This is a genomic window from Planobispora longispora (assembly GCF_016863135.1).
GTDB classification, from domain to species: domain Bacteria; phylum Actinomycetota; class Actinomycetes; order Streptosporangiales; family Streptosporangiaceae; genus Planobispora; species Planobispora longispora.
In genome coordinates, this window is record NZ_BOOH01000019.1 from 317,558 (window position 1) to 336,477 (window position 18,920).

Annotated in this window: 18 protein-coding genes and 2 tRNA genes; 6 read left to right on the plus strand and 14 right to left on the minus strand. The window is 73.2% G+C overall.

The genetic code is table 11. The features are described from left to right. Nucleotides 1–167: 167 nt before the first annotated feature. Nucleotides 168–1,532, plus strand: a complete 1,365-nt coding sequence (locus Plo01_RS12540; protein WP_239316197.1) for an amidase — start codon at nt 168–170, stop codon at nt 1,530–1,532. A 118-nt stretch (nt 1,533–1,650) separates the two neighbouring features. On the opposite strand, the gene Plo01_RS12545 is transcribed toward Plo01_RS12540, so the two are convergent. From Plo01_RS12545 to deoC, 3 genes are all read right to left on the minus strand, one after another. Continuing rightward, a complete protein-coding gene (locus Plo01_RS12545; RefSeq protein WP_373871682.1) occupies nt 1,651–2,553 on the minus strand; it encodes an aldehyde dehydrogenase family protein in 903 nt (300 codons plus the stop codon). 347 nt (nt 2,554–2,900) lie between these two features. Next, nucleotides 2,901–4,325: an aldehyde dehydrogenase family protein gene (locus tag Plo01_RS12550; protein ID WP_203890710.1), complete on the minus strand. Its 1,425-nt coding sequence runs from the start codon at nt 4,323–4,325 to the stop codon at nt 2,901–2,903. A gap of 4 nt (nt 4,326–4,329) precedes the next feature. Then, nucleotides 4,330–5,268 carry a deoxyribose-phosphate aldolase gene (gene deoC, locus Plo01_RS12555; protein ID WP_203890711.1) on the minus strand — a complete coding sequence of 313 codons (939 nt, stop codon included), beginning with the start codon at nt 5,266–5,268 and terminating at the stop codon, nt 4,330–4,332. Nucleotides 5,269–5,360: 92 nt separating this feature from the next. On the opposite strand from deoC, the gene Plo01_RS12560 reads away from it, so the two are divergent. The 3 genes from Plo01_RS12560 to Plo01_RS40940 all read left to right on the plus strand — a co-directional run bounded on the left by Plo01_RS12560 (nt 5,361) and on the right by Plo01_RS40940 (nt 8,932). Continuing rightward, nucleotides 5,361–5,570 (plus strand): hypothetical protein, encoded by a 210-nt coding sequence (locus Plo01_RS12560; RefSeq protein ID WP_203890712.1) that lies wholly within the window; start codon nt 5,361–5,363, stop codon nt 5,568–5,570. Nucleotides 5,571–5,728: 158 nt separating this feature from the next. Then, nucleotides 5,729–5,896 carry a hypothetical protein gene (locus Plo01_RS12565; protein ID WP_203890713.1) on the plus strand — a complete coding sequence of 56 codons (168 nt, stop codon included), beginning with the start codon at nt 5,729–5,731 and terminating at the stop codon, nt 5,894–5,896. A 144-nt stretch (nt 5,897–6,040) separates the two neighbouring features. Next, on the plus strand, nt 6,041–8,932 hold the full coding sequence (locus Plo01_RS40940; protein ID WP_203890714.1) for a helix-turn-helix transcriptional regulator: 2,892 nt from the start codon (nt 6,041–6,043) through the stop codon (nt 8,930–8,932). Nucleotides 8,933–8,994: 62 nt separating this feature from the next. On the opposite strand, the gene Plo01_RS12575 is transcribed toward Plo01_RS40940, so the two are convergent. After that, the gene (locus Plo01_RS12575) at nt 8,995–9,477 is read right to left on the minus strand and encodes a MarR family transcriptional regulator (protein ID WP_203890715.1); all 483 of its coding nucleotides are present in this window, start codon (nt 9,475–9,477) and stop codon (nt 8,995–8,997) included. A gap of 90 nt (nt 9,478–9,567) precedes the next feature. Between Plo01_RS12575 and Plo01_RS12580 the strand changes: the two genes are divergently transcribed. Further along, nucleotides 9,568–9,963 carry an HGxxPAAW family protein gene (locus tag Plo01_RS12580; RefSeq protein ID WP_203890716.1) on the plus strand — a complete coding sequence of 132 codons (396 nt, stop codon included), beginning with the start codon at nt 9,568–9,570 and terminating at the stop codon, nt 9,961–9,963. Between the two features lie 25 nt (nt 9,964–9,988). On the opposite strand, the gene Plo01_RS12585 is transcribed toward Plo01_RS12580, so the two are convergent. From Plo01_RS12585 to Plo01_RS12620, 8 genes are all read right to left on the minus strand, one after another. Next, nucleotides 9,989–10,558, minus strand: a complete 570-nt coding sequence (locus tag Plo01_RS12585; protein WP_203890717.1) for a TMEM165/GDT1 family protein — start codon at nt 10,556–10,558, stop codon at nt 9,989–9,991. Between the two features lie 322 nt (nt 10,559–10,880). Further along, nucleotides 10,881–11,921: a UDP-N-acetylmuramate dehydrogenase gene (locus tag Plo01_RS12590; RefSeq protein WP_203890718.1), complete on the minus strand. Its 1,041-nt coding sequence runs from the start codon at nt 11,919–11,921 to the stop codon at nt 10,881–10,883. Between the two features lie 181 nt (nt 11,922–12,102). Continuing rightward, the gene (locus Plo01_RS12595; RefSeq protein WP_203890719.1) at nt 12,103–12,474 is read right to left on the minus strand and encodes a hypothetical protein; all 372 of its coding nucleotides are present in this window, start codon (nt 12,472–12,474) and stop codon (nt 12,103–12,105) included. 63 nt (nt 12,475–12,537) lie between these two features. Next, a complete protein-coding gene (locus tag Plo01_RS12600) occupies nt 12,538–12,966 on the minus strand; it encodes a MaoC family dehydratase (protein WP_203890720.1) in 429 nt (142 codons plus the stop codon). Between the two features lies 1 nt (nt 12,967). After that, on the minus strand, nt 12,968–13,414 hold the full coding sequence (locus Plo01_RS12605) for a MaoC family dehydratase N-terminal domain-containing protein (RefSeq protein ID WP_203890721.1): 447 nt from the start codon (nt 13,412–13,414) through the stop codon (nt 12,968–12,970). A gap of 426 nt (nt 13,415–13,840) precedes the next feature. Further along, entirely contained in the window at nt 13,841–14,005 is a 165-nt protein-coding gene (gene rpmG, locus Plo01_RS12610) for a 50S ribosomal protein L33 (protein ID WP_030921771.1), read from the minus strand. A gap of 79 nt (nt 14,006–14,084) precedes the next feature. Further along, nucleotides 14,085–14,158, minus strand: a tRNA-Met gene (locus Plo01_RS12615). 196 nt (nt 14,159–14,354) lie between these two features. Beyond that, a tRNA-Thr gene (locus tag Plo01_RS12620) sits at nt 14,355–14,430 on the minus strand. Nucleotides 14,431–14,665: 235 nt separating this feature from the next. Between Plo01_RS12620 and Plo01_RS12625 the strand changes: the two genes are divergently transcribed. Continuing rightward, complete coding sequence (locus Plo01_RS12625) at nt 14,666–15,301, plus strand: hemerythrin domain-containing protein (protein WP_203890722.1); 636 nt, start codon at nt 14,666–14,668, stop codon at nt 15,299–15,301. 93 nt (nt 15,302–15,394) lie between these two features. On the opposite strand, the gene Plo01_RS40220 is transcribed toward Plo01_RS12625, so the two are convergent. Together Plo01_RS40220 and Plo01_RS12630 are read right to left on the minus strand one after the other, a co-directional pair. After that, entirely contained in the window at nt 15,395–15,592 is a 198-nt protein-coding gene (locus tag Plo01_RS40220) for a hypothetical protein (RefSeq protein ID WP_239316201.1), read from the minus strand. After that, nucleotides 15,534–18,818, minus strand: a complete 3,285-nt coding sequence (locus Plo01_RS12630; RefSeq protein WP_239316203.1) for an ATP-binding protein — start codon at nt 18,816–18,818, stop codon at nt 15,534–15,536. The genes Plo01_RS40220 and Plo01_RS12630 overlap by 59 nt, the downstream gene beginning before the upstream one ends. Nucleotides 18,819–18,920 lie beyond the last annotated feature (102 nt).

Consider the following 18,920-nt stretch of genomic DNA (forward strand, 5'->3'; position numbering starts at 1 on the left):
GACACCTCGCCGGACCCCGCCGACCGGGCCTCACCGCAGGGCGCATCGGACGCGTCACCCGATTGAGACCCGATTGCGGCATAGTGCACTTCCCCCGGCCGTGCCCGCGGGACCACACTCGGTGCATGTCGTGGGTGGGAAGATCCGCAGTCGAGATCGCCGAAGCCGTGCGACGGGGAAAGGTCACCGCCCCGGCTGTCGTCGAGGAGCATCTGCGCACGATCGCCGGGCGTGACGGGAGCGTGGGGGCGTTCCGCAGGGTCCGGGCGGAGGAGGCGCTCGCCGAGGCGGCCGCCGTACAGGAGCGGGAGGATCTCGCGGAGCTGCCGCTCGCCGGAGTGCCGATCGCGGTCAAGGACAACGTGCCGGTGCGGGGCGAGGCGATGCGCTGCGGATCGGCCGCCACGCCGGACACGCCCGCGGCCGAGGACCATCCCGTGGTGGCCCGGCTGCGGGAGGCGGGCGCGGTGGTCGTCGGGATCACCAACGTGCCGGAGCTGTGCCTGGCGGGTTTCTCCGACAGCGTGTACGGCGTGACCCGCAACCCGTGGGATCTCGAGCGCACCTCCGGCGGCTCGTCGGGCGGGAGCGCGGCGGCCGTGGCGTCGGGGATGGTCCCGCTGGCCCACGGCGCCGACGGGCTCGGCTCGCTGCGCATCCCGGCCGCCTGCTGCGGGATCGTCTCGATCAAGCCCGGCCTCGGGGTGGTCCCCCCGCCGGAACCCGACTGGCACGGCATGTCGGAGAACGGCCCGCTCGCCACGACGGTGGCCGACCTCGCCCTCGCCCTGGCCGTGATGGCCGGCGACATGTCCCTGACCACGCCCGGCGAGACCGAGTCCCTCCGGGTGGGCGACTCGATCGACGACTACCCGGGCGGGCTGACCACCTCCGAGCCGGTGAAGCTCAAGATCGCCGTCGCGCCCCGGCCGCTGCCGTCCGGGTTCGCCGTGGACCGGGAGTTCCAGGAGGCGGTGCACGGCGCCGCGCGCATTCTCGGCGAGGCCGGGCACACGGTCGTGGAGCACGACGTCCGGATGCCCCTGTGGACCGGCACCGCCGGGGTGTTCACCTGGTTCACGTTCGCACGCGAGGACGCGGCCGGACTCGACCGGCGCAGACTTGAGCGGCGGACGAGGGCCCTGGCCCGCACCGGGCGGGTCCTGGGCGCCCTCGGACTGGACGGCGCGCGGGGCCGCGACCGCTGGCGCGCCCACGAGGCCGACCAGTGGTTCGGCGACGCCGACGTGCTCGTCAGCCCGACGCTGGCGATGGTCCCGCCGCGCGCGGAACGCTGGGGCCGTCGCGGCCTGTTCGGCAACGCCCGCGCGAACCTGACCTACGCCCCCGCGACCGCCGCCTGGAACATGGCGGGCTGGCCCGCCATGACCGTTCCGTACGGCAGGCACTCCACCGGCCTGCCGATCGGCGTGCAGCTCGTCGCGGCCCCCGGCGGCGAGGCCCAGCTCCTGACCCTGGCGGCCCACCTGGAGGCGGCCGCCCCCTGGCCCCGCCACGCCCCGCCCGCCTGAACGCCCCGCTCAAGCGCCTGAGCGCCGGCACGCCCCGCTTGAACGCCGGCACGGCCCGCCTGAGCGCCCGCACGGCGAGGCGCCGTCGGATGGCCGACGGCGCCTCGGGTGCGGCGGGTCAGACGCCGGTGGGGTGCCAGACGGTCTTGGTCTCCAGGAAGGCCGTCATCCTCCTGGTGCCGGGGTCGGCGGACCAGTCGGGGGCGGACGGGCGCAGGACGCGCTTGAGGTTCTCCGCCGCGGCCTGCTCGCAGGCGACGGCCACGTCCTCGTCGGCGACGCCGGTGAGGTCGATCGCGTTGACGTCCATGTGCGCGGCCAGCCAGGGCGCGACCTCCTTCACCGAGCCGGTGAGGATGTTCACCACGCCCCCGGGCAGGTCCGAGGTGGCGAGCACCTCGGCCAGGGTGATCGACGGCAGCGGGGCGCGCTCGCTGGCGATCACGACGCACGTGTTGCCCGTCACGATCACCGGGGCGACCACCGAGACCAGCCCGAGCAGCGGGTCGTCCGGCGCGACCACCGCGACGACACCGGTCGGCTCGGGGGCGGAGATGTTGAAGTACGGCCCGGCGACGGGATTGGCCGACCCGGCCACCGCGGCGATCTTGTCCGACCACCCGGCGTACCAGACCAGCCGGTCGATCGCCGCGTCCACGGCCTCCCCGGCCCGCCCGGTCCCGGCCTCGGCCAGCTCGGCGGCGAACTGGGCCCGGCGGCTCTCCAGCATCTCGGCGATCCGGTAGAGGATCTGCCCCCGGTTGTACGGCGTCGCGCCCGACCAGCCGGCGAACGCCTTGCGCGCGGCGGACACCGCGTCGCGGGCGTCCTTGCGGGACGCCTTGGACGCGTTGGCCAGGAAACCGCCGGTGGAGGAGGTCACGACGTAGGACCTTCCGCTCTCCGAACGCGGGAACGCCCCGCCGATGTACAGCTTGTAGGTCTTGCGCACGGCCAGCCGCCCGCCCTGCGGCCCGTCCGCTTCCTCCCGGACGGCCGGAACGCCCGGCCCCTGCGCCAGCGGGCTCTCCGCGACCAGGGCCGCGGCCACCGGGCCGCCGGCGACCGGCGTCTCCTCGGCCGGGATCTCCACGACCGGCTCCTTCGCGGCCTGAGCCTTCCCGGTCCGGGCCTTCCGCGCCTTGGCGGCCGGCGCCCCGGCCGCGTCCCGCTCGGTCTTACTCATCTCCGCGCCCTCTCCACATGCTCTGCTGCTGTGCCAGCCGTACCGGCACGAAGATCTGACCGCAGCGGCTCACCCCGCACCGGTGGGCGAACCACCCGCGCCGCGCCGGCCGGCCGGCGCGGGCGAAGCCGTGGCCCCGGGTGCCCTGGGCCCGGCGGGCCCGGCGCCGGGACTCGCGATGCTCACACATCGAGGTACGCCTCCAGCCCGTGACGACCGCCTTCCCTGCCGTACCCGGACTCCTTGAAACCGCCGAACGGCGAGGCCGGGTCGAACTTGTTGAAGGTGTTGGCCCACACCACGCCCGCGCGGAGCCGGTCCGCCGTCCACAGGATGCGCGAGCCCTTCTCCGTCCACACGCCGGCGGACAGGCCGTAGGCCGTGTTGTTGGCCTTCTCCACGGCCTCGGCCGGAGTACGGAAGGTCAGCACGGCCAGGACCGGCCCGAAGACCTCGTCCCGGGCGATCCGGTGCGACTGGGCGACGCCGCTGAAGATCGTCGGCGGGAACCAGAAGCCCCGCTCCGGCAGCGCGCACGCCGGGGACCAGCGCTCGGCGCCCTCGGCCTCGCCGATGTCGGACAGCTCGCGGACCCGGGCGAGCTGCTCGGCGGAGTTGATCGCGCCGATGTCGGTGTTCTTGTCCATCGGGTCGCCGAGGCGGAGCATGCTCAGGCGGCGCTTGAGCGACTCCATCAGGTCCCCGGCGATCGACTCCTGGACCAGCAGCCGGGAGCCCGCGCAGCAGACGTGGCCCTGGTTGAAGAAGATGCCGTTGACGATGCCCTCGACGGCCTGGTCGATCGCGGCGTCCTCGAAGATGATGTTGGCGGCCTTGCCGCCCAGCTCCAGCGTCACCTTCTTGGCGGAGCCCGCGACGCTGCGCGCGATGATCCGGCCGACCTCGGTCGAGCCGGTGAAGGCGACCTTGTTCACGTCGGGGTGGTTCACCACGGCCGCGCCGGTCTCCCCGGCGCCGGTCACGATGTTCACCACGCCCGGCGGGAGCTCGGCCTGGCGGCAGATCTCGGCGAACAGCAGCGCGGTCAGCGGCGTCGTCTCGGCGGGCTTGAGCACCACCGTGTTGCCGCAGGCCAGCGCGGGGGCGATCTTCCAGGCGAGCATGAGCAGCGGGAAGTTCCACGGGATGACCTGGCCGGCCACGCCCAGCGGCCGCGGGGCGGGGCCGTACCCGGCGTAGCCGAGCTTGTCGGCCCAGCCCGCGTAGTAGAAGAAGTGCGCGGCGACCAGCGGCAGGTCCACGTCGCGCGACTCGCGGATCGGCTTGCCGTTGTCCAGCGTCTCCAGCACCGCCAGCTCGCGCGAGCGCTCCTGGATGATGCGGGCGATCCGGAACAGGTACTTGGCGCGCTCGGAGCCGGGCAGCGCCGACCAGGCGCCGAACGCCTTGCGGGCGGCCCGCACGGCGCGGTCCACGTCCGCCTGGGACGCGGTGGCGACCTCGGCCAGCACCTCCTCGGTGGCGGGGTTGACCGTCTTGAAGGGCGTGCCCGTGCCGTCGGCGAACTCGCCGTCGATGAACAGGCCGTAGGACGGCTTGATGTCGACGACGTCGCGGGACTCGGGTGCCGGTGCGTATTCGAACATCGCCTCAGTCCAGAGTGAAGTAGTCGGAGCCCGCGTACCGGCCGGTGGACAGCTTCTGGCGCTGCATCAGCAGGTCGTTGAGCAGGGTGGACGCCCCCAGGCGGAACCAGTCGGGGTCCAGCCAGCCCTCGCCGGCGGTCTCGTTGACCAGGACGAGCATCTTGATCGCGTCCTTGGTGGTCCGGATGCCGCCGGCGGGCTTCACGCCGACCTTGCGGCCGGTCGTCGCGAGGAAGTCGCGGACCGCCTCCAGCATGATCAGCGTCACGGAGGGGGTCGCGGCGGGCTGGACCTTGCCCGTGGAGGTCTTGATGAAGTCGCCCCCGGCCATCATGGCCAGCCAGGACGCTCGCCGTACGTTGTCGTAGGTCGCCAGCTCGCCCGTCTCCAGGATCACCTTCAGGTGCGCCGGGCCGCAGGCCGCCTTGATCGCGGCGATCTCCTCGAAGACCTTCACGTAGTCGCCCGAGAGGAAGGCGCCCCGGTCGATCACCATGTCGATCTCGTCGGCGCCGGCGGCCACCGCGAGCTCGGTGTCGGCGACCTTGATCTCCAGGGACGAGCGCCCGCTCGGGAAGGCGGTCGCGACGCTGGCGACCTTGACCCCCGAGTTCCCGAGCGCCTCCACCGCCTGGGCCACCAGGTCGGGATAGACGCAGACCGCGGCCACCTTCGGCACGGACGGGTCGCTCGGATCGGGGTGGACGGCCTTGGCGCACATCGCGCGGACCTTGCCGGGCGTGTCCGCACCTTCGAGAGTCGTCAGGTCCACCATGCGGATGGCCAGGTCGATGGCGCCGGCCTTGGCGGTGGTCTTGATCGATCGGGTGCCGAGCATCGCGGCCCGCTGGTCGGCGCCCACCCGGTCGACACCGGGCAGGCCGTGCAGGAAGGCCCGCAGCGTGGCGTTGGACGCGGCCACGTCAGCGAGCGAAGTAGTCACAGTTGACACCACTCCAGCATGCCGACTGGTGTGTTTAGTTCCAAACTGGACGTGGCCGAGTCCTCTCACAGCTTTTCGTCAACATTCGCCGAGTGCCCGGCCTGAAGGTCGAAGCCGGCGCCGGTGAGGGCGTCGCCGGCGGCGTGATCGGCCGCGACCTGCCGTACCAGGAACGCGGAGAAGGCGAAGAAGGCCGTCGCCGGGTGACGGTGCCGGTGCTGACGCCGGCGCGGCGGGCGATCTCGCGGATCGGGACCGCGGCGACCGCGCGGCCGGTCCGGCCGGATTCACCGGCCCCCTAAGGCGGTCACCGGGTCTAAGGCGGCGGCCGGGGATGTCCTAGGCATCCCCCGGACGGCGCCGGGGCCGGAGATAAGGCATCCGCCCGATGTGGGGGCAGGGGCCTTAGAGCGAACCTTGAGTGTGTAAGGAAATCGCAGCACTCAAGGAGAAATCGGAAATGACTCCGGACCTTCACTTCCAGACCATGATCGACCGCGCCGCCGAGCTCCGCGCCGAGGCCGCCGAGTACCGGCGCGTCCGCGAGGCCGTAGCCGCCAGGAAGTCGCGCTCCGGCGGCGAGCGCCGGCGGGGCCTCGGCCTCCTCCGCAAGATCAGCGCGGCATGACCCCCTCACGAGCGCCCGGCCGTCGCCTCCCACCCGGCCGGGCCTCCGAGCCTCCCTGAGGCGTCTCCGGACCTCCCGGGGTCCCCGCCGCCCGGTCATTCAGCTACCGGATAAAAGGGAAGCAAGCACGACATAAGGCATGCCATGCTGGACGACATGATGGGTCGGGCGGTGAGCCCCGTCTTCGTGGGGCGGGAGGCGGAGCTCGCGGGCCTGGCCGAGGCCTTCGAGCAGGCGCGCAAGAAGGCCGCGACGGCCGTGCTTCTCGGGGGCGAAGCAGGGGTCGGCAAAACCCGGCTGGTCACGTGCTTCGCCGAACGCGCCGAGAGCGACGGCGCGCACGTGCTGGTCGGCGGCTGCGTGGAGCTCTCCACCGAGGGCCTGGCCTACGCGCCGTTCACCGCGGTGATCCGCCAGCTCGTCCGCGAGAAGGGCGCCGAGGAGGTGGCGGCGCTCCTGCCCGACGGCGGGGCCCGCGACCTGGCCCGGCTGCTGCCCGAGTTCGGCGAGCCCGGCGACGCCGCGGAGAGCGAGACCGCCCGCGCGCGGCTCTTCGAGCAGATCCTCAACCTCCTGGAGCGCCTGGCCGAGTACCGTCCCGTCCTGTTGGTCATCGAGGACATCCACTGGGCCGACCGCTCCAGCCGCGACCTGATCGCCTTCCTCAGCCGCAACCTGCGCACCGCGCCGGTCCTGATGGTCCTCACCTACCGCTCCGACGACCTGCACCGCCAGCACCCGCTCCGGCCCGTCCTCGCCGAGCTGGGCCGGGTCGAGGGGGTGCTCCGGCGGGAGCTGCCCCGGCTCACCCGCGACGAGGTGGCCGAGCAGATGGCCGGGATCCTCGGCGCCACCCCGGCGTTCGCCAAGGTCGGCACGATCTACCAGCGCAGCGAGGGCATCCCGCTGTTCGTCGAGGCCCTGCTGGAGTGCGGGAGCGAGGCCGCCCTCCCCACCTCCCTGCACGACCTGATCATCGGCTCCGTCGAGCGGCTCCCCGAGGAGACCCAGCGCGCGCTGCGCATCGCCGCCGCGGGCGGCATCCGGGTCAGCCACGCCCTGCTCTCCGCCGTCACCGGCCTGTCCGACGTGGAACTGGAGGACGCGCTCCGGCCCGCCGTGGCGGCCAACGTGATCCAGGTCGCCGACGGCCGCGCCTACGTCTTCCGGCACGCGCTGATCCGCGAGGCCGTGCACGACGAGCTCCTGCCGGGCGAGCACGTGCGCATGCACGCCCGCTTCGCCGAGGAGATCGAGAAGAACCGCAGGCTGGTCCCGCCCGGCCGGGCCGCCATCGAGATCGCGCACCACTGGTACTCCGCCCGTGACGACCTGTGGGCCCTCGTCTCCGCCTGGGACGCCGCCCGCAAGGCCGCCAAGACCTTCGCCTACAACGAGCAGATGCAGCTGCTGGAGCGGGTGCTCTCGCTCTGGGGCAAGGTGCCCGACGCCGCCGAGCGGATCGGCGCGGACCACACCACGGTCCTGGAGCGCGCCTCGGAGGCGGCCTACGCCTGCGGCGAGATCGAGCGGGGCATCAAGTTCGTCAAGGCCGCGCTGGGCGAGCTGGACGAGAAGGCCGAGCCCGAGCGGGTGGCCGAGCTGGTCGTACGGCTCTCGCAGCTCAAGATCTCCAAGCGCCGCCCGGGGGCGCTCGACGACCTCCGCTACGCCGAGCGGCTGGTGCCCGAGCCGAGCCTGGCCCGCGCCCAGGTGCTGACCAAACTCGGCTCCTATCTGATGTTCCAGAGCGAGGTGGCCGAGGGGACGGCTCTCACCGAGGAGGCGCTGGCGATCGTCCGCGCCCACGGCGAGGAGTGCCTGGAGGCCGACCTGCTGCTCAACCTCGCCGTGGGCCACTCCATCGCCGGGGACATGGAGCGGACCATCGCCGTCAACCAGACCGCCCTGGCGATCGGCGAACGTCTCCGCTCCGGCCGGATCTTCCTGCGCGCCGTGGCCAACACCGTGGACGCGCTGAACAGCATGGGCCGCTCGGCCGAGGCCGTCGAGCTCGCGCTCAAGGGCGAGCGGCTGGCCAAGCAGTACGGCCTCTACCGGGTCAACGGCACCTTCATCGCCAACAACCGCGCCGAGGCGCTGGAGGCCATGGGCCGCTTCGCGGAGGCCGCCGAGGTCGCCGAGCACGCCCTCACCATGGACCCCACTCTGCGCACCCGGCACCACCTGCGCCGGATCCGGGCCGACGCGGCGGTCGCCCTCGGTGAGACCGAGGTGATCGAATCCGTGCTGGCGGAGGTGGACGCCTTCACCGTCGAGGAGGAGTTCACCCAGGAGCTGATCGCCAACACCCGGCTCAGGCTGGGCCTCCACCTGCTGGAGGGCGAGCCGCTCACCGCCCTGGAGGTGGCCGAGCGAGTCCGCATCGATCTGCGGCTCGTCAGCAAGCCCTCGCTCGGCCTGCGGCTGCTCGCGCTGATCGCCGACGTCTGCGACGCCGCCGCGGCCGTCGCCCCCGAGCGGGCGGCGTCGCTCCGCGCCCGCGCCGAGAAGGCCGCGGCCGCGATGACGGTGGACAATCCGGTCACCGAGGCGTACCTGCTCGATCTCGCCCGCGACCACGACGCCGCGGCCGCCGTCTGGGAACGGCTGGAGCGGCCGTTCATGCGGGCCTCGTCACTGCTGCGCGCGGGCCGGATCGCCGCGGCGGAGGGTGACCGGGAGGGCGCGGCCGTACGGCTGCGCACGGCCCACCCGATCGCGGTCTCGCTGTCGGTCCGGCCGCTGGTCACCGAGATCGAGGCCCTGGCCCGCAGGATCGGCGTCGCGGTCTCGGCGGAGGCCGGACAGGAGCCCGGCCAGGCCCCCGCGGGCGCCGCCCCGCTGCTCACCCCGCGCGAGCAGGAAGTGCTCCGGCTCGTCGCCCAGGGGCGTTCGAACCGGGACATCGCCACCGAGCTGTTCATCTCCGTGAAGACGGTGAGCGTGCACGTCTCGAACATCCTGGCCAAGCTCGGCGTCTCCACCCGCGGCGAGGCCGCCGCGGCGGCCCACCGCCTCTCCCTGATCGACTGAACCCTGATCGGCCGAGCCCTGATCGGCTCAACTCCGATCGACGGGGCGGGAGCCGGGGGTGATCAGGGGGTCCCGCCCCGCCGGATCTCCTCGAGGGTGGCCCGCATCGCGGCGGCGGCCTGGGCGAACCAGTCGGCCAGCGCGCCGATCTCCTCGGCCGAATAGCCGGCGGACAGCTCGGCGAGCCGCCGGTAGAACGGGTCGTACATCTCCACGATCCGGGCGGCGGCCCCCTCGTCGGGAACGATCCGCACCCGCCTGCGGTCCGCCGGATCGGCCTGCCGGCGCGCGTATCCGGCCCGCTCCAGGCGGTTGAGGACCCCGGTGACGGCCCCGGTGGTGAGGTTCGCCCGCTCGGCGAGCTCTCCCGCGGTGAGGTGGTCGTCCCCGGCCCCCAGGATGTGGCCGAAGCAGGTGAGGTCGGTGACGTTCAGCCCGAGCCGCTGGGCGATCTCGTGCTGCCCGACGAGGCTCAGCGAGACGAGACGGTCCATGGCCGCCACCACCTGCTCGACCGTGGCCGGGGGGCGGGAGTTGCCCTCCACGGAAATTCTCCTTAGCATCTAAGATGTTTAGTAAGTGAGATAAGTCTTCATCTACTCTACCGGGCCCGTACGGCCATCCCGAGGAGAGACATGAGCGGCATACACGGCGACTACGACATGGGCCACACCGTCGCCGGATGGACCGGCGTCGGCATCGCCCTCACCGGTTTCGCCGGAGCCGGGGCCGCCCTGTGCGCGGCGTGGCTCCCCGGCGTCTGGATCGGGCTGGGCGTCACGGCTCTCGGCGGGCTGGTCTCCTGGGCGCTGCACCTGGCGGGCTGGGGCAAGCCCAGCGGCGTCCGGCCGCGCGAGCAGTGGGACTGGAGGGTGAAGGACCCCATGACGGGCCACGGCGACTGCCTCGGCTGCCGCCTGGCGGGCAGGCGGGCGGGGTCGGCGGCACGCGGTCCTGCCGCCCGCCGCCCCGCCCTCGTCCCGGCCCACCGGACTGCCGCCCTCGCCCAGGCCGACCGGACTCCCGCCTGACGGAGACGCCGGGCATCGGCCGGGATCAGGCGAGCACCGGCTCCAGCAGCAGGATCACGCCGAAGACGGCGAACGCGGCGGCGGCGCCGTACCGGATGACCTTCTCGGGCAGGTTCCGGCCCAGCAGGATGCCGGCCGCGATGGCCAGGGCGTCGGCGGCGACCATGCCGACCGTCGAACCGATCCACGTACCGACCCAGTCGTGCTGGGTGGCCAGGGTGATGGTGGCGAGCATGGTCTTGTCACCGAGCTCGGCGAGGAAGAAGGCGACCGTCACCGCGATGATCGCCGAACGGGTGGTGCGCCGGGCCTTCTGCGCTTCCTCCTCGGTCAGCTCGTCCCCGCGCAACGTCCAGAGCGCGAAACCGAGGAACGCGACACCGGCGGCGATCGAGATGGCGGTGGTGGGGAGGAAGTCCCCCATCAGGCCGCCGAGGCCGACGCTGACGAGGTGGACCACCGTGGTGGCCAGAGTGATGCCGGCCAGAACCGGCCACGGCTTGAATCGGGTGGCGAAGGTCATCGCCATGAGCTGGCTCTTGTCGCCGAGCTCGGCAACGAAGATCACAGCAAGACTGAGCCAGAACGCTTCCAACGGGGTCGCCCTTCACGGTGCACGCGACCGGGCCGGAAGAGGGCACCCAGGGAGTTTCGGGCACGGCTTCGGCCCGGCAGCATTTTCGGTATGCCTGCCAGGCCGAAGGTCTCGTCCGCCCGCTCCCGGGAAGATCGCTGAAATCCGCGTCTCCGCCGAGGCAAGGCCCGCGTGACCGGGCGCCGGAGCGCCAGTGTGTCGATCACGCGATTGGGACTACTCCCCTTCGGGTGTTTCCACCTGACCCTAACACCCGCCGCCGCGTGCCCATTCCCGGCGAACGCCTCACTTCTTCACATCCGGCCGGGTGGACGCCGGGGCGTCACAGCCGGGCGCCCACCATCACCGGCTCGTTGACGAGCGTCACCCCGAACTTCTCGCGCACGCCGTCGCGAACCTCGCGGGCCAGGTCCAGGAGGTCCTCGGTGGTCGCCTCGAGCTCGGGGTTGGTCATGGCGAGGGTGTGCTTGGTGGAGATCCGGGCCGGGCCGCGCCGGTAGCCCTTGGGGAACCCGGCGTTCTCGATCAGCCAGGCGGCGGGGACCTTCAGACCGTCCCCGCCGGGCATCTCCCACCGGGGGAAGCCGGGGGCGCGCAGCTCCAGTTCGGCCGCCTGCGCCGCGGTGAGAACGGGGTTGGTGAAGAACGAGCCCGCGCTGCGGGTGTCCGGGTCGGCGGGGTCCAGGACCATGCCCTTGCCCGCGCGCAGCTCCAGGACCGCCCGCCGGGCCTCGGCGAGCGGCACCCGGGCACCGAGCTCGACGCCGAGCCGTACGGCCAGCTCCTGGTAGGCGATCGGCCCCGACAGCCCGTCGGCGGGCAGGGCGTAGGTGACCGCGAGGACGACGTGCCGCTCGGGGTCCTCCTTAAAGGCGCTGTGCCGGTAGGCGAACCCGCACTCCACGGCGTCCAGGTCGCGCACCTGGGCGGTCACCCTGTCGTAGACGCGCACCCCCGTGATCGTCTGGGACACGTCCTGCCCGTAGGCCCCGACGTTCTGGATCGGCGTGGAGCCGACCAGCCCGGGGATCCCCGACAGGCACTCGATCCCCGACCGGCCCTCGGCCACCGCCCAGGCGACCAGCGCGTCCCAGTCCTCGCCGGCCTGAACGGTGACCAGATCGTCCCCGGCCTCGATCCCCCGCGAGGCGACCCGCACGACCAGCCCGGCGAACCCGTCGTCCGCGACGACCAGGTTGCTCCCGCCACCGAGCACGAGCACCGGCTCCCCCGCGCGGTCGGCCCCGGCGACCAGTTCGACGATCTCCTCGGCCGACCCGGCCTCCACGAAGGCCCGCGCGGGCCCGCCCAGCCCCAACGTCGTGTACGGCGCAAGCCGCACTCCTGCCACCCGCTCAGCCATGCCACATTCCCTCGGGGGTCGATCCGAAATCCGCCGACCACCCTATGCGCCGCGAGCCACCCCCGGCACCGGCCGCCCAGCCTTCTCCCACCCCGGCACCGGCCGGCCCGAGCCGGAGGCGAGGACGGGAACGCCCGGCGGCGCGATCCGCCGGTGGCCGGGCCGATGGACCGTCGCGACGTCAGGTCGCCGTGCCGCCCCGTCCGTCCGCGTCCCGCGCTCCCGCCGGGTCCTCGTCCTGTCCCCGGGGCATGACCTCGTCGATCCGCGACGTCGCGGTGGACCCGTCCCAGAGCCGTTGCGAGGCGGCCGCCCGCTGGGGGTTGCCCTCCAGCTCGTTGTCGCCGCCACGGCCGACCAGCTCGGACCCCTCGGGCTCCTGCTCCGGCGCGGCCTCCTCGTCGGCGAGCTCCTTGGCGTCGGGCTGGTCGATCCGCCGCGCGGAGCCGCCCGGACGCGCGGCCTCGACGGCCTCCTCCGCAGGTCCGCCGGTGACCTGCCCTCCGGTCCGCTCGTCGGCCCGTTCACTCACGTAACGTGGTGTTTCGCTCATTTCCTGACGCTACCCACGGGCCGGGGGAAGATTCTCCACACCCGGCCCGCGAGCCGGGGGAAGTCAGGAGAGCTGGACCAGCGCGCGGGCCTTGGAGAGAACCCGGGAGTCGGCGCACTTGGCGGTCAGGGCGACCACCACGCGCTTGTCCTCCAGCTTCTCCTCCACCACGCCGCTCACCGTGATGACGGTGCCCTCGTCGTCGTCCGGGACGACCACCATGGACGAGAAGCGCACGCCGTAGTCGACCACCGCGCCCGGGTCGCCGGCCCAGTCGGTGACGAAGCGGCCCGCCTGGGCCATGGTGAACATGCCGTGGGCGATGACGTCGGGCAGACCGACGGTCTTGGCGAAGCGTTCGTTCCAGTGGATCTGGTTGAAGTCCCCCGACGCCCCGGCGTACATGACCAGGTTGATGCGGCGCACCGGGTAGTCCGCGGCCGGGATCTCCTGGCCGACCTCCACCTCGTCGTACTTGACAGTCGCGGCCATGTCAGCCCGCCCCTCCACGCTCGACGATGGTGTTGTAGGTCGTGCAGACGAGCTCGCCGTCGACGGTCGTGACGTCGCTCTTGACGGTGATGAACTCGTTGCGGCCGACGCTGCGGATGTCGGTCACCGTCGAGACGGTGACCAGCTCGTCCCCGGCGTGGATCGGCCGGCGGTACTCGAAGCGCTGCTCACCGTGGACCACCATCGCGAAGTTCAGGCCGAGCTCGGGGTCGGCCAGGAGGGCCCCTCCGCCGAGGCTGAACACGATCGGGAAGGTCGGCGGGGCGATGACGTCCGGGTGGCCCGCGGCCAGCGCGGCCTCCCGGTCCCGGTAGATCGGGTTGTTGTCGCCGATCGCCGACGCGAACTCTTTGATCTTCACGCGGCTGACCTCGTAGGGCGCCGACGGCGCAGACGCCCGCCCGATGAAGTCACGGTTCAGAGCCATCGTGCTCCTTTACGGAATCCGAGCTGGTGCAGCCGACAGTAACAGAACAAGGTTCGGGAGGCGACCTTCCGGCCGGTCGCGGGCCCCCTGTGATCGGCCACCAGGAAACCGTAGCCCGGCGCGCCCGGGGGCCGGATGTCGAGCGCGGTCAACGCCCGCGGCGGAAAGCTGTCCGGATGCGACAAACCTGAATTCGGCGAGCCCGAAAAGCGGTGAGCCCAGATGCGGCGGGCTCAGATGCGGCGGGCCTGGAACCCGATAGACCCGGAACCCGATAGACCCGGAGCTCGACAAGCCCGGAACCCGATAAGCCCGGAACGCGACGAACCGGCGCCTCCATCGGAGGACGCCGGTTCGTGTCGCGTGTGCGAGCGTTACAGAAGTCGCCGTCTCCCGCCGGAGGGCGGGAGAGGCACCGCGGAAGACTCAGCGGGTCTCGCGGTGCGCCTGGTGCGTCTTGCAGTTCGGGCAGTACTTCTTGAGCTCAAGCCGGTCCGGGTCGTTGCGCCGGTTCTTCCGCGTGATGTAGTTGCGGTGCTTGCACTCCTGGCAGGCCAGCGTGATCTTCGGCCTAACGTCGGTGGCAGCCACTTGGGAGTGCCTTTCTACGTTTGGGACTGGGACAACCCATGCCAGGGCCCCGCTTGTCATGTGGGGCCCGGGAGGGTAGTAGCGGAGGCCGGACTTGAACCGGCGACACAACGATTATGAGCCGTTTGCTCTGCCTGACTGAGCTACTCCGCCTTGAGGCCGACGAAATCGGCCGACCTCGCAAGGATACCCGACCCGCGGAGCGACCGCGCACTTGCGTACGTCAGGGGGCTGTTCCGGATTTTCCGGAATGCCCATCCGCGCGCCGGGAACCTTGAGCCTTTCGCGGGTGGTCGTTGAACCCACCCAAGCCGAATGCCCCGACCTCAGGGCCAGGGCATTCAGGCTGTGGAGCCCCCAAACGGAATCGAACCGTTGACCTTCTCCTTACCATGGAGACGCTCTGCCGACTGAGCTATAGGGGCCTGCCCGCTGTCGCTTTCGTTCCCGCGGACAGGTGTAACCATACACGCCTCCCGGGCGCGATGCGAAATCAAGCGCCCTCCCGCCCACGAAGATCTGGAACCGCGGGGAACCCCCTCCGCGGAGGCGCCCCCGAGCGGCCCGGAGCAGTTCACAAGTGCGTGCCAAGTGGGCCATAAGCGGGCCGCCGCATCGTGGTGGGCGACGACTCGCCCACCTCCGGAGAAGAGACCCGAGATGACCCCTGACCTGCTGGGACTCACCATCGCCCACCGCGCCATGCGCGGCGACGCCCGGCGCATGGCCGTACTCGCCACCGAGCTGGCCGCTTCCGGCCGGCGCGTGGGTCCGGCCCGCGCCACCGCGATCTCCGAGGACGTCGCGAAGCTCTGCAAGAGCATCCACCACCATCACACGACGGAGGACCAGGTGCTCTGGCCGGTCATCGAGCGGTCCGCCGGGGCCGAGGTGGACCTGCGCGACCTGAGTGACGACCACTCGGCTCTGGACCCGCTCCTGGCCGAGATCAGCGGGCACGCGGCCCGCTTCGCCGCCACCCGGGACGCCGCGGACCTCGCTGCCGCCCTCACCCGCCTGGCCGACCTGCTCGACGAGCACATCGCCGAGGAGGAGCGGCTGATCTTCCCGGTCATCACGCGGTACGTGTCGGCGGCCGACTGGAAGACGGTGGAGGACGCGGCCCGCAGGGGCAGCGACATCAGGTTCGACCTGCCACGGGTCGAGCGCTACGCCAGGCCTGAGGAGCTGGCCCGGCTGCACAAGGCGGCGGGGCCGGTGCTGACCCTGCTCCTGGCACTGGTGCGCCCCGGCTACCGGCGCCGCCAGCGGCTCATCTTCGGCTCCGCCGCCTGAACCGGCCGCCCCGCCGGCGGCTCATCCCCGACCCTGCCCGGCCGCCCCGCCGGCGGCTCATCCCCGACCCTGCCCGGCCGCTCCGCCGGCGGCTCATCCCCGATCCCGCCCGAGCGCCCCGGCGTGAGCCTCGGCGGCCTCGCGCGCCCAGTGCGCGGACCCGACCCGCTCGGCGATCCGGACCGCCCGCGCGTAGTGGGCCGAGCCGTCCCGGCCGAGGAACTCGGCGAGATCACCCAGAACGCAGGCGACCGGCCGGTAGACGACGGACCCCGTCTGGAGCCCGGCCACGTCGTCCTCCCACGGCACGAGCTCCCGGTAGCACCGCTCGGCCACCGCCGCGTCCCCCAGGGCGATCGCGTTCTCGGCCCGCAGCACCAGCCGTACCGTCCAGAAGGAGTCCCCGGGACCGTCCAGCTCGGGCCGCCAGGCGGCGCGCGCCTCCCGCGGCCGCCCCGCCGCGATCAGCGCCCGGACGTGCATCTCCGAGATCTGCTCCGGCGGCACGTGCGCGGCGAAGGCCGCCAGGTCCGGCAGGGACTTCTCCGCCTGGCCCGAGGCCAGGCGGACGAAGAGCAGGCCGACGGGGACCAGCCCGTGCGCGTTCATGATCCCGCCCTGGCTCATCCGCTCGACGGCCGTGGCGTAGGACCGCTCCGCCTGGTCGAACTCCCCCCCTCAGCACCAGCAGCAACGTGTCGAGCAGGGACAGCACGCCCAGCGCCGAACCGAGCTGCCCGTCGGTGGCGCGCTCGATCGCCAGGTCGGCGTGGCGCCGCGCGGCGACGAGGTCGTTGCGGCCCAGGCTCGCCAGGAGGAGGGCGTGGTGGCCCTGCATCTCGTACCCGGCCAGCCCCGCGGCGCCGCCCAGCTCGACCAGCTCCCGGCCCACCGCCTCCAGCTCGTCGCGCCGGTGCGGGCCCAGCACGGTGAAGTAGCGCGCGTTGAGCGCCAGGCAGATCAGTTCGGTACGGCCCAGCGTCCGGGCGAGTTCGAGCGCCTCGGCCGCGGCGGCGCCGACCCGCGCGTCGTCGATGCCCTCGATCTCGAAGACCAGCATGGCCAGCAGCCGGCAGCGCTCCTCGCCCTCCGCCGACTCCAGCTCCTGCCCGATCGTCTCGACGAGAGCCTCGTCCATCTGGCCGTTGGGCTGGATGCTCCAGGTCACCGGCGCCTCGAACGAGGTGATCGCCCGCACGACCCCGGCGCCGAGCCGCCGTGCCACCGCGATGGCCCGCTCCCGGTTCTGCCGGGCGGCCATGGCGTCGCCCTCCTGCGCCTGTACGCGCACCAGCCCGCACAGCAGGTCGAGCCGGGTGCGGTCGTCGCCGGCGAGGCCGAGCGCCCCCCGGTAGAGGGCTCCCGCCTCCCGGTAGGCGGACAGGCCCGCCGCCGCCGAGGCCGCCGCCATCACGTACGGCAGCGCGCGCCCGGCCGTCCCCGGCGTCGCCGCCGCGAGCGCGTGGTGCCCGAGCGCGGAGACGTCTCCCGGCCGGACCCGCTCCAGCGCGTCGAGCACCCTGCCGTGCAGGCGGGTGCGGCGGATGACCGGCGTGTCCTCGTAGAGCGTCTCGCGGACGAGCACGTGGGCGAAGCGCACCCGGCCCGGCGCCGGCTCGGTGAGCAGGCCCGTCAGGACCCCCGCCTCCAGCCCTTCCAGCACGGTGTCCTCGTCCGTCCCCTCCATGGCGAGCACCACGTCCACGTCCACGTCCCGGCCGATGATCGCCGCGTCCCGCAGCGTGGTCCTGGCCGTGGCGGGCAGCCGGGCGATCCTGCGCCTGATCAGGTCGCGCACGCCGGGCGGCAGCGCCCTGGCCGCGGACGCCCCCTCGGCGCCGATCAGCCGCGCGGTCTCGGACACGAAGAGCGGGTTCCCCCCGGTCCGTTCCGCCACCGCCCGCGCGGTCGCGGCGTCCACCTCGACCCCGGAGCGTTCCCTCAGCAGCCGGGCCACGTCCTCGTCGCCGAGCCCGCCGAGGTCGATCCGGCGGGTGTCCTTCCCGGCCAGGGCCGCCCACGTCGCGCCGAGGTGGTCACCGGCCTCGGCGGGGCGGTAGGTCGCCACGATCGTGATGCCCGGCGCCGCGAGCCGCAGCACCAGGTGGCGCAGGAGCTGGAGCGTCTCGGCGTCGGCGCGGTGCACGTCCTCCAGTACGGCCAGCAGCCGGGTGCCGTCCCGCACGACCGCCGCCAGATAGTCCTCCACCGCTCTGGCCTGCAGGAACTGACTGACGGGCGGGGCGTCGTCGGTCAGCAGCGGCGCCAGCCGCACCGCCAGGCCGGCGTCCGGCGGGCGCGCGGCGGCCAGGCCACGCACCACCTCGCTCCACGCCCACGCGGGCGGCGCCCCGCCGTCGGTCTCCGGGCACTGTCCCATGACGGTCAGCCACCCGCGGGCCGCCAGGTCCCCGGCGAACGCCTCGGCCAGCGTGCTCTTGCCCGCTCCGGCCTCCCCGCCCAGCCAGACGATGTGCGGGCCCGGGGAGCCGGCGACCGCGCGCAGGGCGTCCAGCTCCGCCGTACGGCCGACGAAGCCGGCGGGGACCCGGGCCGCGGGGTTGCCGCCCCCTCCTGTACGGCCGTCCCCTCCGGTATCGCCGCCCCCTCCGACACCGCCGCCCTCCGCGGTACCGCCGTCCTCTGCGATCTCGCGGACCGGCCCGGCGGCCTGCCCGTCCCCGGGTGCAGCCGGAGCGGAGGGCGGCTGCGCCGCCGGGGCCGGGGCCGGGGCCCGCCCGCCCGCGCGGACCGGCGGTTCCCGGCGCAACGAGTCGGCGTGCGCGAGGATGTCGCCCTCCAGCGCGCGCAGTTCGGGACCGGGATCCACCCCCAGCTCCTCGGCGAGCAGCCCGCGGGCCCGCCTGATCGCGGCCAGCGCGTCCGCCTGCCGTCCCGCGCGGTAGTGGGCCAGGGCGAGCAGCCGGACGGCGTTCTCCCTGAGGGGGTGCGCGCGCACGTGCCGTTCGAGCTCGATCTCGGCGTTGCGCCCGAGGGCCAGCAGCGCCTCCGCCCGGTGCTCCACGGCGACGAGCCGGAGCTCCTCCAGCCGCGTCGCCTCCGGCTCGGCCCACTCCTCGTCGGCGAACTCGGCGTAGGCGGGCCCCTGCCAGAGCGCGAGCGCCCGGTCGAGGAGGCCGAGCGCCCGGCCCGGGTCGTCCGCGGCGAGCGCGTCCGCGGCGGAGCCCGCCAGGCGGGGGAACTCCCAGGCGTCCACCCGCTCGGGCTCCAGCCGCAGGCGGTATCCGGGGGCCGCGCTGACCAGGATGGTCGCGGGCGTGCGCGGGGCCCGGCCGGGTTCGAGCACCCGGCGCAGGTTCGACACGTAGACCTGGAGGGCGGCCAGCGCCTTGGGCGGCGGCTGTCCCCGCCACAGATCGTCGATGAAACGGTCGGTGGAGACCACGTGCCCGCCCGCGGCGACCAGCCGGGCGACCACGGCCCGCTGCCGCGACGTGCCCAGCTCGGCCGGGCGGCCGTCGATCTCCGCCTGCAGCGGACCGAGTACACGCAACACGGAGCCAGATTAGGGACTGATTGTTGCTGTTCGATTGAGGGCCGCGGGCGACGCCTCCGCACGCCGTCCCGGCTGGGAGACTTGGGGATCGCGGGAGACTTG

Coding starts and splice junctions, on each gene's coding strand:
- Plo01_RS12600 (WP_203890720.1), bottom strand. CDS start 12,966: ATGGCCGCGACTGTCAAGTACGACGAGGTGGAGGTCGGCCAGGAGATC.
- Plo01_RS12580 (WP_203890716.1), top strand. CDS start 9,568: ATGAGCGGCATACACGGCGACTACGACATGGGCCACACCGTCGCCGGA.
- Plo01_RS12550 (WP_203890710.1), bottom strand. CDS start 4,325: ATGTTCGAATACGCACCGGCACCCGAGTCCCGCGACGTCGTCGACATC.
- Plo01_RS12625 (WP_203890722.1), top strand. CDS start 14,666: ATGACCCCTGACCTGCTGGGACTCACCATCGCCCACCGCGCCATGCGC.
- Plo01_RS12565 (WP_203890713.1), top strand. CDS start 5,729: ATGACTCCGGACCTTCACTTCCAGACCATGATCGACCGCGCCGCCGAG.
- Plo01_RS40940 (WP_203890714.1), top strand. CDS start 6,041: ATGCTGGACGACATGATGGGTCGGGCGGTGAGCCCCGTCTTCGTGGGG.
- Plo01_RS12590 (WP_203890718.1), bottom strand. CDS start 11,921: ATGGCTGAGCGGGTGGCAGGAGTGCGGCTTGCGCCGTACACGACGTTG.
- Plo01_RS12595 (WP_203890719.1), bottom strand. CDS start 12,474: ATGAGCGAAACACCACGTTACGTGAGTGAACGGGCCGACGAGCGGACC.
- Plo01_RS12605 (WP_203890721.1), bottom strand. CDS start 13,414: ATGGCTCTGAACCGTGACTTCATCGGGCGGGCGTCTGCGCCGTCGGCG.